The sequence below is a fragment of the Lapillicoccus sp. genome, from assembly GCF_036559105.1.
GTDB lineage: Bacteria > Actinomycetota > Actinomycetes > Actinomycetales > Dermatophilaceae > Lapillicoccus.
This window is the reverse complement of sequence record NZ_DATBTV010000135.1, coordinates 1-12,303: the sequence shown is the minus strand read 5'-3', so window position 1 is coordinate 12,303 and position 12,303 is coordinate 1. Positions and strand designations below refer to the sequence as shown.

At 70.5% G+C, this 12,303-nt stretch carries 10 protein-coding genes and 3 tRNA genes; 9 read left to right on the top strand and 4 right to left on the bottom strand.

Annotated elements, in window-relative coordinates:
- A partial coding sequence (locus tag VIG79_RS16595) for a lamin tail domain-containing protein (RefSeq protein ID WP_331887618.1) occupies positions 1-2,671 on the bottom strand: 2,671 nt, incomplete at its 3' end.
- Positions 2,672-2,768: 97 nt separating this feature from the next.
- On the opposite strand from VIG79_RS16595, the gene ligD reads away from it, so the two are divergent.
- Together ligD and VIG79_RS16585 are read left to right on the top strand one after the other, a co-directional pair.
- The gene (ligD, locus tag VIG79_RS16590) at positions 2,769-3,896 is read left to right on the top strand and encodes a non-homologous end-joining DNA ligase (RefSeq protein WP_331887617.1); all 1,128 of its coding nucleotides are present in this window, start codon (positions 2,769-2,771) and stop codon (positions 3,894-3,896) included.
- On the top strand, positions 3,893-4,312 hold the full coding sequence (locus tag VIG79_RS16585) for an ankyrin repeat domain-containing protein (RefSeq protein WP_331887616.1): 420 nt from the start codon (positions 3,893-3,895) through the stop codon (positions 4,310-4,312). The genes ligD and VIG79_RS16585 overlap by 4 nt, the downstream gene beginning before the upstream one ends.
- Here VIG79_RS16585 and VIG79_RS16580 read toward each other — a convergent pair.
- A complete protein-coding gene (locus tag VIG79_RS16580) occupies positions 4,299-5,339 on the bottom strand; it encodes an ATP-dependent DNA ligase (protein WP_331887619.1) in 1,041 nt (346 codons plus the stop codon). The two genes, VIG79_RS16585 and VIG79_RS16580, sit on opposite strands and share 14 nt — an antisense overlap.
- A gap of 201 nt (positions 5,340-5,540) precedes the next feature.
- Here VIG79_RS16580 and VIG79_RS16575 point away from each other — a divergent pair, with 201 nt between their 5' ends.
- The gene (locus VIG79_RS16575; RefSeq protein WP_331887615.1) at positions 5,541-6,719 is read left to right on the top strand and encodes an alpha/beta hydrolase; all 1,179 of its coding nucleotides are present in this window, start codon (positions 5,541-5,543) and stop codon (positions 6,717-6,719) included.
- A 3-nt stretch (positions 6,720-6,722) separates the two neighbouring features.
- Here VIG79_RS16575 and VIG79_RS16570 read toward each other — a convergent pair whose 3' ends face one another.
- Positions 6,723-7,478 (bottom strand): dihydrofolate reductase family protein, encoded by a 756-nt coding sequence (locus VIG79_RS16570; protein WP_331887613.1) that lies wholly within the window; start codon positions 7,476-7,478, stop codon positions 6,723-6,725.
- A gap of 51 nt (positions 7,479-7,529) precedes the next feature.
- Here VIG79_RS16570 and VIG79_RS16565 point away from each other — a divergent pair, with 51 nt between their 5' ends.
- A complete protein-coding gene (locus VIG79_RS16565; RefSeq protein ID WP_414672649.1) occupies positions 7,530-8,390 on the top strand; it encodes a PPK2 family polyphosphate kinase in 861 nt (286 codons plus the stop codon).
- Positions 8,390-8,893, top strand: coding sequence for a DinB family protein (locus tag VIG79_RS16560; RefSeq protein ID WP_331887609.1), 504 nt, complete (start codon positions 8,390-8,392; stop codon positions 8,891-8,893). Before VIG79_RS16565 ends, VIG79_RS16560 begins: the two co-directional genes overlap by 1 nt.
- 9 nt (positions 8,894-8,902) lie before the next feature.
- On the opposite strand, the gene VIG79_RS16555 is transcribed toward VIG79_RS16560, so the two are convergent.
- A complete protein-coding gene (locus tag VIG79_RS16555; protein WP_331887607.1) occupies positions 8,903-10,549 on the bottom strand; it encodes an acyl-CoA dehydrogenase family protein in 1,647 nt (548 codons plus the stop codon).
- Between the two features lie 88 nt (positions 10,550-10,637).
- Between VIG79_RS16555 and VIG79_RS16550 the strand changes: the two genes are divergently transcribed.
- From VIG79_RS16550 to VIG79_RS16535, 4 genes are all read left to right on the top strand, one after another.
- The gene (locus tag VIG79_RS16550) at positions 10,638-11,699 is read left to right on the top strand and encodes a YihY/virulence factor BrkB family protein (protein WP_331887605.1); all 1,062 of its coding nucleotides are present in this window, start codon (positions 10,638-10,640) and stop codon (positions 11,697-11,699) included.
- A 100-nt stretch (positions 11,700-11,799) separates the two neighbouring features.
- Positions 11,800-11,872 (top strand) — tRNA-Gly (locus VIG79_RS16545).
- Between the two features lie 29 nt (positions 11,873-11,901).
- Positions 11,902-11,972, top strand: a tRNA-Cys gene (locus tag VIG79_RS16540).
- Between the two features lie 40 nt (positions 11,973-12,012).
- Positions 12,013-12,087 (top strand) — tRNA-Val (locus tag VIG79_RS16535).
- Positions 12,088-12,303: the final 216 nt, after the last annotated feature.

Here is a 12,303-nt window from a genome sequence, read left to right as displayed (position 1 = left end):
CTGCTCCGGCGGGGTCCGTCGTCACCGAGCCGATGCTCGCCCCGTCGAGGGTGATCGTGAAGGTCCGGTTGGGGTACCAGCCGGCCAGCCGGATCGTCGTCGACTGCCCGACGAACACCGCCGGCGGGTCGAGGGTGAGGGTGCCCTGTCGCACGGTCGGGCGGATCCGAACGACCTGCGGGTCGTGGTCGGAGGCCTGGTCGGCGAACTCGGCGTTGTTGTGGATGACCTGGTACTGAACATCGGTGATCGGTTTGGTCACGAAGATGTGGTCGAGCACCTGGCTGACGCCGTTGAAGACGTAGGTGTAACGCTCGTTCTCCGGGAGGGTCGTGATGAGGTCGGTCAACGTCGCCCCGTTGTCGGTGAGCGTCTGGATCGGCGTCGAGAACTGGTAGTCGTTGAAGTCGCCGGCCAGCACGACGTTGGCGTTCGGGTCGGCCGTGAGGACGGACTTGACGAAGGTGTTGAGCGCTTTGGCCTGTTCGGTGCGCTGGGTCTCCGACGACCGGTTCGGCGGCTGGAAGCGGCCATCAGCGCTCTGGTCGCCGCCCTTGGAGTTGAAGTGGTTCGCCACGACGATGACCTTGCGGTCCTGGAACACGAACTCCGCGGCGAGCGGCTTGCGTGAGCTGCCCCAGGCGAGTGTGTTCGTCGGGTCGACCCGACCGGGACTGAGCGACAGCGCGGCGGTGCCGTCGGACGCTGACGTCACGGTGACCCCGGTGGTCGATGGGTCGACACCGGCAGCCGGTGGCTTCGCAACCAACGTCACCCGGTCGGGGTTGTAGAGGAAGACCGATCGGATGTTTCCGCCGGGCTGGCCACCGTCCAGGTCGTCGACGGGGTTGATCTGCGCGAACGCGTACGTCGGGCCGCCGCCCTTCGAGATGGCAGTGACGAGCTTGGCGAGGGTCTGGTCCGCGGCCACGACGCCGTCGTCGGTGGCACCACTGTTGTCCTGAATCTCCTCGACGGCGATGACGTCGGGCGACTTCAGGTTGCCGACGATGCCGGCCGCGAGCCGGTCGAACTTCTCCTGCGGGTTGGCCGGAGCGAGGTTCTCGACGTTGTACGTGGCGACGGCCAGCTGGTTCGTCGCCTGCGGCACAGCCTCGGTCCGCGGCAGGTGGTTGTCGACATACGTTCCGAGCGTGGTGGCCGCGATCATGTAGCCGCCGAAGGTCGACCAATCGACGGGACCCGTCGTGTCGCCGCTCAGCACGTCCCCGACGTTGGCCGCCGGGACCTGCAGGCTGGTCGGGATGATGAGCAGCCGGCCGGTCGGTATGTCGGCGTAGCTCTTGATATAGGTGCCGCCACGCGGGGTTTCGAGCTCGTGCGGCTTCGTCGTCACGTAGATCTCACGGAACTGCTGCTGACCCGGTCCGACCACGCGTGCGTCGTTGACCGTGACGAGCATGCCCTCGTGCGCCTCCCAGAACTCCAGCGCGGAGCGGGTCGGGTCGACCGTGGTGATCGTCTCGACGTTGGTCACTCCGGCCGGCAGCGGCGGGGCGTAGACGTCCGGGACCGTCGTGGGCGTGATGTCGAGCGGCGGAGGCACGATGTTGCTCGTGCTGACGACCGTGACGAGGGTGGGTGTGATCTCGGTGATCGAGAGGCTGGCGGTCGTCGCGAGAGTCTCACCCGAGGCCAGCGGGTAGAAGTCCGACACCCGCCCGGTGACGAGGACCGAGTCGCCGACCGTCGCCGGGGTGCCGGTGAAGACGAAGATCCCCGACGACGCCGATGGGCGCGAGAGGTCGGGGGTGGGTTGCTGGATCCAGAAGCCCCGGTTGCCGCCGGTGAACCGAACGGCGGTGACGATGCCCGCGACCCGCTCGACGGTGTTGCCCCGCTCGGGTGAGAGGAACCCGGTGCCCTGAATGTCCTGGATGGTCTTCGGGCCCGGCTGGCAGGCCGAATCCGCCGGTGTTGCGGCGCAGTCGACCACCGGCGGCGTCACCGGGCCCGAGGCGGTTTTTGGCGTGGGCCCGGCGACGGTGAAGTCGGCGGCGTTGTTGCCCGTGTTGGAGACGGCCGCGTTGCGCTGGGCCGACGTGGTGTTCGACAGGGCGGGTGCCGGGCCGGCCCCCGCGTAGTCGTTGGCGGCGCCGTAGCCCACGAAATCCACCACCCCGGTGACCCCGTCGCAGTCCGTGCCGCACGTCAGGGTGGTCTGGTTGTTCACGAGCGCCACCTTGCCAGCCGTCCCGCTCATGGCGATCGATCCGTTGACGTTCGGATCCGGCAGCGGCGCGGCCGCCGTGGCGCCCGGCGCCTCCTGGATGAGGAAGTAGGACTTCGCCGCGACGGAGCCGGACAGGTTGGTCTTGTTCGTCCAGCTGGACCCGCCGGCGGCGGCGTACTGCACCGACCACGTCGACAGGTCGACCGCCGTCGACCCGTTGTTGTAGAGCTCGATGAAGTCGTTGGTGAACGGCGCGCCCGAGTTGCCGCCACCGCCGTACACCTCGCTGATGACCACCGGTGAGGCGATATCGACGGCCTGGGCGGTGGGAGCCGCGGCGACAAGGGCCGTCCCCGCGAGGGGGAGCAACGCCAGCGCGGCCAGACGGCGCGCAGGGGAGGACAGCGACGACAACGGCACGGGGACACTCCGGATCTCGGGGGTGAACGCAGAGATGGCGCGGCGGGGTGACGCCACGAATCGGAGAAACCTAGCCGTGCATACCGACCGAAAGCGAGGCATACCGGGTAAACACCGGGTCAAGAAAGCCGCGCTCCCTGTCTAGGCTGACGGGATGGCGGCCAAGGACGCGACGACGCTGGAGGTCCCCGGTCCGGACGGCGCCCGTGAGGTGCGCATCTCGAGCCCGGGCCGTGAGCTCTGGCCCGGTACCGGCATCACCAAGCTGGAGCTGGCCGAGTACTTCGTCACGGTCGGCCCGTGGTTCATGCCGGTCGTCGGCCACCGGCCGATCACCCTGCAGCGGTTCCCGACGGGGATCGACGGCGAGGAGTTCTTCGCGAAGAACCCGCCGCGAGGCGTTCCCGACTATGCGCAGACCGTCACCTTGACCTACCCGTCCGGCCGGAAGCACCCGCAGCTGGTCCTCAACGAGCTGGCCGTGGCCGTATGGGCGGTCCAGATGAACACCATCACCCTCCATCCGTGGCCGGTGTCCGTGACGGGGGAGGAGGGCGACACCGACAACCCCGACGAGCTGCGCATCGACCTCGACCCGCAACCGGGGCGCGACTTCCACGACGCCGCGATCGCCGCCCTCGAGCTCAAGGCGGTGCTCGCCGACCTGGGCCTCACCGCCTACGCGAAGACCTCGGGCAACCGCGGGGTCCACGTCCACGCCCGGATCGAGGCGACCCACGAGTTCCTCGACGTCCGCCATGGCGTCATCGCCATCGCCCGCGAGCTGGAGCGACGGCTCCCAGAGCTCGTCACCACCTCGTGGTGGAAAGAGGAGCGCGGCGAGAAGGTGTTCGTCGACTTCAACCAGGCCAACCGCGACCGGACGATCGCGTCGGCGTTCAGCCCGCGTCCCCTGAAGGGCGCACCGGTGAGTATGCCGGTGGCCTGGGACGACCTCACCGACGTCGCGCCGTCCGACTTCACCGTGCGGACCGTGCCGCCGCTGGTCGAGAAGGGCAACGACCCCTGGGGCTCGATGCCCGACTCGGTCGGCACTATCGACGGAGCGCTCGCGTGGTGGGAGCGCGACGTCGCGGACGGGCTGCCCGAGCTGAACTTCCCTCCGGACTACCCGAAAATGCCGGGCGAGCCGCCACGCGTGCAGCCGTCGAAGAAGCGCTACGAGGACTCCGAGTACCTCCCGGACGAGGGCGGGTACATGCGGGACAACCCGGAAGAACCTCCCGGCGGGTGGGAATCACCGCGGCGGAGGCGACGGTGACCGACCCGTCGCACGATCCGGACGAGCGGGTCGAGCTGACCGGTGAGCAGGTCGAGTTCCTCAACTCGGTGTTCGACCTGGTCCGGGCCGGCGACGCGGTGACCGTCGCCGCCTACGTCGACCGCGGCGTACCCGTCGACCTCACCAACGCCAACGGGGACACCCTGCTGCTCCTCGCCGCCTACCACGAGCATCCCGACCTCGTCCGGGCCCTCCTCGAACGCGGCGCCGACCCGAACCCGGTCAACGGTCGTGGCCAGACGGCGTTGGTGGCCGCAGTGTTCCGGCAGAACCTCGCGATCGTCGAGGCCCTCCTCGGGGCCGGTGCGGACCCGGCGCTCGGGTCGCCCGACGCCCGAGCGACCGCGGCCTACTTCCAGCTGCCGGTCATGGCCTCGCTGCTCAACCGGTCGTGAGCACCTCGGCGAGGTCGTAGGCCGGGGCGCGGTCGACCTGGTCGAGCCGGCACGACGTCGGCTCGCGGTCCGGGCGCCAGCGCAGGAACGTCACGGCGTGACGGAAGCGGGCGCCCTCCATCTGGTCGAAGGCCACCTCGACGACGCGTTCGGGGCGCACCGGCACGTAGGACACGTCCTTGGCCGACGAGAACCGCGACCGGTCGGTGGCGGCGTCCTTGGGGGTGCCGTCCTCGTCCCGGACCACGAGGGGCTCGAACTCGTCCACGAGGTCCAGCCGTCGCTGCTGGGTGAACGCCGCGATCCCACCGACGCCGACCATCCGCTCCTCACCGTCCACCTCGGTGTAGAGCCCGAGGAGCAGGGAGCCCACGCCCTGCCCGGACTTGTGAATGCGGTACCCGTAGATGACAGCGTCTGCGGTGCGAGAGTGCTTGATCTTCAACATCGTTCGCTTGCCCGGGGCGTATGCCTGCTCCAGCGGCTTCGCGACGACCCCGTCCAGCCCGGCGCCCTCGAACCGCTCGAACCAGTCGCGGGCGACGTCGGCATCGGTGGTGACCTGGGTGAGGTGGATGGGGTCGCCGTCCTTGAGGTTCCTGAGGGACTTCTCCAGGCGGGCGCGCCGCTCACGGAACGGCAGGTCCATCAGGGACTCGTCGCCGAGGGCGAGCAGGTCGAAGCAGACCAGCTCGGCCGGCGTCTCCTTGGAGAGCTTGCGGATCCGCGACTCGGCCGGGTGGATGCGCTGAGACAGGTGCTCCCACTGCAGCCGCTCCTCACCGGGGGACCCGCTGCGGACGACGATCTCCGCGTCCACGACGCACTTCTCCGGCAGCAGCCGTCGGACGTTCTCGACGACCTCAGGGAAGTACCGCGTGAGCGGACGGCTGCCGCGGCTGGCCAGCTCGACCTCGTCGCCGTCTCGCAGAACCAGGCAGCGGAAGCCGTCCCACTTCGGTTCGTAGACCAGGCCGCCGGCGACGCTGTCGGCGGCCGGCACCTCCTTGACCGCCTTGGCGAGCATCGGCGAGACGGGCAGGTCGACAGGCTGCTTCACCTCGCCAACCTATCCACGCCAGCCCCTCGGCCCGCCCGCTCCCCTCCCGGCGAGAGGCCAGCTTCGGCCGTTCTGGGATGCTCCATACCGGCCGAAGCTGGCCTCTCGCGGGGACGGGCCCGGGGAGTGGGGCGGGGGGCACCCGGCTCACCTGAGACGATGGCGGACGTGGCACCGACCCGCACCGAGATCTCCACGGCGCAGAAGGTGCTGTGGATCACCGGGGCCAGCAGCGCGGCGGTAGTGGGCGCAGCGGTCAGTGGCTCCCTGGCCACGGCGACGTACTTCGCCCGAAAGGTGCTCACGCCCGACCAGCGACGGCCGGACGACACCGACGTCCTGGCGGTGGACGCCGACCGGGTCACGCTCGCCGCGAGCCCCGAGACGGTCGTCCCCGGGCGCTACGGACTCTGGCTCGACGGGGGCTCCGGGCACGCCCGCGTCGGCGAGATCCTCGAGCGGTACGGCCACGCCGACACGGTGGTGCGCCGACTCATCGCCGTGGACCAGGGCGAGCTGGTGCCCGGGACGGCCCGCTGGAACTCCTACTACTACTGGGCCGACCCGCTGACGAGCGTGGGGCTGCCCTTCCGGGACGTCGCCGTCGAGGGCGAGCTGGGTCCGATGCCGGCGTGGCTGCTCGAGCCGCGGAACCCGAACGGGCACTGGGCGGTCCTCGTGCACGGTCGTGCGGCGCGACGCGAGGAGTGCCTGCGGGCGCTCCCGGTCCTGCTGCGGCTCGGCTACACGTGCCTCGTCGTCACCTACCGCAACGACCCGGGCGCGCCGCCGGCCCCGGACGGGCGCTACAACCTGGGCCTCAGCGAGTGGCGCGACGTCGAGTCGGCCCTGAAGTATGCGGTGGCCGCCGGTGCGACGGGAGCGGTCCTCGGCGGGTGGTCCATGGGCGGCGCGGTCGTCCTCCAGACCCTCAAGCAGACCGCCATGGCCGACTTCGTCGAGAAGGTCTTCCTCGACGCCCCGGTCGTCGACTGGGGCGACGTCCTGGCGCACCACGCCCGGCTTCACCACATCCCGCCGCCGCTGCGCGACCTCGGCACCCTGGTCATGGGGCGGCGCGCGACACGCCACCTCGTCGGCGTCCACGACCCTGTCGACGTCGCTCGGACCAACTGGGTGGCCCGCGCCGACGAGATCCGGCACCCGATCCTCATCCAGCACTCGGTGGACGACGAGTTCGTGCCAGCCGGCCCCTCGCTGGCGTTGGCCGCTGCCCGCCCCGACCTGGTAACGCTGGAGCCCTGGGACACCGCCCGGCACTGCAAGGAGTGGAACCTCGACTCCGGCCGCTGGGAGCAGGTCCTGGCCGAGTTCCTGACCCGCTGACCCTCAGGAGCGGAACCAGCGACCCATGAGGGTCCCGTCCTCCTCGACGACGACCCGGGGAAGGTACCCGGTCACCGTGGCCGCCGCGGTGGTCATCCGCGGGCCGTCGCCGCCCACGACGACGGGAGTCAGCGACAGGCATACCTCGTCGAGGACGCCCGCAGCCACCATCGAGGAGACCAGGTGCGGGCCGCCCTCGGTGAGGATCCGGTCCCACCCACGCTCGGCGAGCAGGGTGACGAGCCGCGTGTCGTCGACCGCGTCCTCGCCACAGAGGAGGACCTGATCGTCGCCCAGGACCGCCTGCGCCTCGGCGAGTCCACGCGAGCTGGTATGCGTGGCCATGAGGACCGAGCCGCGGGGTGCGTCGCGGAGCCGTGGAGGCACCGCTCCGGAGTTCGATACGCATGCCAACGGAAGGTCGTCTGCGAGGCCCAGCCCGGATCGCGTTGTCTGCCAACGGTCCGCCACGGACAGGGCGGTGTAGCCCTCCGACCGGAGCGTGCCGGCGCCGACCACGACGACGTCGCTGATGGCGCGCAGCAGTTCGAACACGACATGGTCGGCCGGCGAGTTGACGGAGCCCGATCGGCCGTCGGGTCCGGTGATCGCCCCGTCGAGGCTGGTCGCGAAGTTGGCTCGCACCCACGGACCCTCGCGGGACTGCGCGGCGTACACCGCCGCCAGGGACGCGTCGTCGAGCGGGTGGCCGGGCTCGACCCCCGTCACGGCGGGCAGGTCCGCCATGAGGAGGCGCATGTCGGGGATTATGTCGCGCGCCACGCGGCCGGGCCGGGCAGGATGGCCGACATGGCGAAGAAGGCGAAGTCCCGCGCGTCCGCGACGATCGAAGAGCTGCTCCGCGTCGGCCCCGGGTTTCGGCTCGCCGACGTCGACTGCGAGAGCACACCGGGCTTCCACGGCGGGAAGCGCAAGGGCAAGGAGGCGCTCGCCGACCACGCGGCCGAGCTGGGCGAATGGCAGGAGCGGCTCTTCGCCGAGTCCAAGGGCGGTGGGACGCGATCCCTTCTCCTGGTCGTGCAGGGCATGGACACCTCGGGCAAGGGCGGCGTCATGCGCCATGTGGTCAGCCAGATCGACCCCGAGGGGATCCGGGCTACCGCCTTCAAGGCCCCCAGCGCCGAGGAGCGGAAGCATGACTTCCTGTGGCGGGTCCGTAACGCCCTTCCCGGCCCCGGGAAGCTGGGTGTCTTCGACCGCTCCCACTACGAGGACGTCCTCGTGGTGCGCGTCCACGACCTCGTGCCCCAGGCCGAGTGGTCGAAGCGCTACGCGCAGATCAACGCCTTCGAGCGCGAGGTCATCGCGTCCGGCACCCGCATCGTCAAGGTGATGACCCACATCTCCAAGGACGAGCAGAAGGCGCGGCTGCGTGAGCGCCTCGAACGCCGCGACAAGCACTACAAGTACAACCCCGGCGACGTCGACGAGCGGCTCCACTGGGACGACTACATGGAGGCGTACCAGGTGGCGCTCACCCGGACCTCCACCAAGGGCGCGCCCTGGTACGTCGTGCCGGCCAACAAGAAGTGGTACGCGCGGTACGCCGTCCAGCAGCTGCTCCTGGACGCGCTGACCGACATGGACCCCACGTGGCCGGTCATGGACTTCGACGTCGCCACCGAGCTGAAGCGGCTCGACGCCAGCTGATGGAGTTCCCCGAGCCGACGAACCTGCGGGACGACCGGCGAGAGGTGCTGCTCGAGTACCTCGACTACTACCGGTGGACGGTGCGGGAGAAGGTCAACGGCCTCGACGACGCCGCGCTCCGCACCAGCCGGCTCGCATCCGGGTGGACGCCGATCGAGCTGGTGAAGCACCTGGTGAACGTTGAACGCCGTTGGATCGTCTGGGGTTTCGAGGGCGTCGATCTGTCCGACCCGTGGCCCGACGCACGTGACGACCGCTGGTATGCGGGGGCGGACGAGCGGGTCGAGGACCTGCTGGACGCGTTCGACGCCGGGGGACGTCACACGCGCGAGGTCGTGATGGCGCACGACCTGACCGACCTCGGCGCACCCAGTGACCGGTGGGACGACGGCCGCCCTCCGCCGCTGGAGCGGGTGCTGCTGCATCTCGTCCAGGAGTACGCCCGGCACGCGGGACACCTCGACATCGTGCGCGAGCTGGCCGACGGGGCGACGGGGGAGTAGCCGCGTTCGTCAGTCGGCGAAGGCGAGGTCGACGACCTCCTTGGCCGCCGCGGAGCCGACCGACAGCGTCCCGAAGACACGGCCGTCCGTGTCGCCCAGCCGGCTCGCCAGGAAGGTCTCCGCGACCACCGAGGGGGAGTACTGGACCACCAGCGCCGCCTGCAGGGCCACGGCGAGGTCCTGGACCAGCCGCCGCGCCCCGAGCTGGGCTTGTACGGGGTCCGCTGACGCGACTGCTCGCATCGCGGTCAGCGCCCCGTCTACCGCCGCGTCCACCCTCCGGTCCAGACCGCGCGCCTGAGCCAGTTCCTTGTCGAGCGCCTCGACGGCGAGCGGCTCGCGGCCGACCGCGCGGAGGACGTCGAGCGCATTGACGTTTCCAGAGCCCTCCCAGATCGAGTTGAGCGGCGCCTCGCGGTAGAGCCGCGCCAGCCCGTTCTCCTCGACGTACCCATTGCCGCCCAGGCACTCCAGCGCCTCCGCGACCATCGGCGGGGTCCGCTTGCAGACCCAGAACTTGGCCGCCGCGACCGCGAGCCGGAGGAACGCGGACTCGCCCTGATCAACGGCGTGAGCGAGCCGCATACCGAGCAGGGTCGCGGCCTCGGACTCGACCGCGAGGTCGGCCAGCACTGCTTGCATGAGCGGCTGGTCGACCAGAACGGCGCCGAACGCCGACCGGTGGCGGGTGTGGTGCACGGCCCGCGTCAGTGCGGCCCGCATCGTGGCGGCCGAGCCGAGGACGCAGTCGAGCCGTGTCGCCGCGACCATGTCGATGATCGTCCGGACGCCGCGGCCCTCGTCGCCGAGCCGGGAGCCCCACGTCCCGTCGAGCTCGACCTCGGACGACGCGTTGGACCGGTTCCCGAGCTTGTCCTTGAGCCGCTGGATCGCGAACGGGTTCAGCGACCCGTCGTCGAGCACCCGTGGAACCACGAAGCACGTGAGCCCGCCCGGAGCCTGCGCGAGCATGAGGAACCCGTCGCTCATCGGCGCCGAGCAGAACCACTTGTGGCCGGTGAGCCGGTACGCGGCTCCGGGCACCGGTCCGTCGGACGCCGGTTCGGCCCGTGTGGTGTTCGCGCGGACGTCGGAGCCGCCCTGCTTCTCGGTCATCCCCATCCCGCAGAGCGCGCCGTCCTTGTCCGCGACGGGACGAAGCTCCGGCTCGTAGTCGCGGGAGGCGAGCCGTGGGACCCACCGCGCGGCGAGATCCGGGTCGTGGCCCAGCGCCGGCGCCGCCGCATACGTCATCGACACCGGGCAGCCGTGCCCGGCCTCCACCTGGCTCCAGACCACGAACCCGACCGCGCGCCGCAGGTGCGCGCCGGACCCGGACGGCCGCGTCCACGGCTCGGCGGTGAGCCCGTACGCGACCGCGGTGCGGAGCAGCGAGTGGTACGCCGGGTGGTAGTCGACCTGGTCGGCGCGTTCGCCGGTCGGCCGGTGGGTGCGCAGCCGCGGGGGCTGGCGGTCGGCGTCGTCGGCCCAGCCCTGCGCCGTGGGCGACCCGGCGAGGGTGCCCAGCTCGTGCAGAGAGGTCGCGTCGGCCGGGTCGCCCCAGCGCGCCACGGCGTCGACGAGGACGTGGTCGGTGCCGAAGGCGTCGTACCCGGTGAGCGGCGGCACCTGGTTGGTCACGTCGTGCGTCCCCACCCGCCGATGGTACTTAGTCTCAATCGTCACACCCGTCACCCGTGTCACAACACAGGATCCGGCTCAGCCGCGGCTACCGTGGTCGCCGATGACGGTGAAAGCCAGGATCCGCCGGGAGCTCGACAAGGTTCACGGCGCCACGACGACCGCGCGGCTGGTGCTCGAGACCGCCCGCGCGTGTCTGCGTTACCGCGTGACCGGGCTGGCGTCCGAGGCGGCGTTCTTCATGCTGCTGTCCCTTCCCCCGCTGGTCCTCGCCCTGTTCGGTGGGGTCGGCTACGTCGGGCAGCTCGTCGGCCGGGCGACCGTGGACCAGGTGACGGCCTCGATCCGCGAGTACGCAGCCCAGTTCCTCACCCAGGAGAGCATCACCGACGTGCTCCTGCCGACGGTCGCCGAGGTGTTCCGTGGGGGGCGGTTCGAGCTGGTTTCGCTGGGGTTCCTGCTCGCGCTGTGGTCCGGGTCGAGAGCCCTGAACGTCTTCGTCGACACCATCGCGATCATGTACGGCCAGAGCGGCATCCGCGGCATCGTCCGGACCCGGGCACTGTCGTTCTCGCTCTACCTGACCGCCCTGGTGTTCGGTGTCGTCATCATCCCGCTGGTGCTCGTCGGTCCGACCCTCATCGACGGCTGGCTGCCGGACCGGGTGCGATTCCTCGGGTCGCTGTACTGGCCCGTCGTCGTCGTCGCCACGATGGCCGCGCTGACCACGCTGTTCCATGTGGCCACCCCCCAGAAGACCCGCTGGTGGCGCGAGTCGCCAGGTGCCGTCCTGGCGCTGGTCATCTGGGTGCTGGCCTCGTTCGTGGTTCGCGGCGCTGTCGGCCTCTCGCTGGACGGCACCTCGATCTACGGGCCGCTGTCGGCGCCGATCGTCGTGCTCATCTGGCTGTACACGCTGGCGATCGCGGTGCTCATCGGTGCCGGTCTCAACGCGGCGACCCGAGTGCTGTGGCCGGTCGCGGTGCGGGTCTCACCCACGACCCGGCTGGTCGAGTGGGCGCGTTCCGAGATGGAGCGCCGACGGTCGTACGGGGAGGGCGAGGGCGACGTCCTGCTCGACGACCTGATGGCGACGGAGCAGCAGTATCTGGACCTGGCGTGGCCCTCCGCGGCGTCAACGCTGGAGGTCCGGAAGGCCTCCTGAACCGAGCGCGGCGTGGGCCCACCCCGGGTTTGGGAATCGCCTGGCAGTTCCGCTACTGTCTACCTGCACCGAGCGGGGAAGTTACACCGCTGGTGTTCGTGCGGACGTAGCTCAGTTGGTAGAGCGCAACCTTGCCAAGGTTGAGGTCGCCGGTTCGAGCCCGGTCGTCCGCTCGGAGGCATCAAGATTGACCTGCCTTCGCGGTGGAGTGGCCGAGAGGCGAGGCAGCGGCCTGCAAAGCCGCGTACACGGGTTCAAATCCCGTCTCCACCTCGATCCACCGGAACACCGTCGGCCTCCCGAGGCCGGGCTCGGGCGATTGGCGCAGTGGTAGCGCGCTTCCTTGACACGGAAGAGGTCACTGGTTCAAACCCAGTATCGCCCACCAAGTCTTACCCCCACTGACCTGGGGAAACGTCCCAAACGGCCGCTCGCGTGGGGCACACGTGGGGGCAGCAGCCGAGGTCGTTGACGGCGGGGGGTCCCGAGTCGCCCCGGAAATGGGCGCGAGCGGGCGGGCGGCCCGAAGCAGCAACGTGGGCGCATCGCTGCCGTGCGTGACGACGAAGGCGATCTGCGCACGCGACAGTTCGAGTCGGGCGCG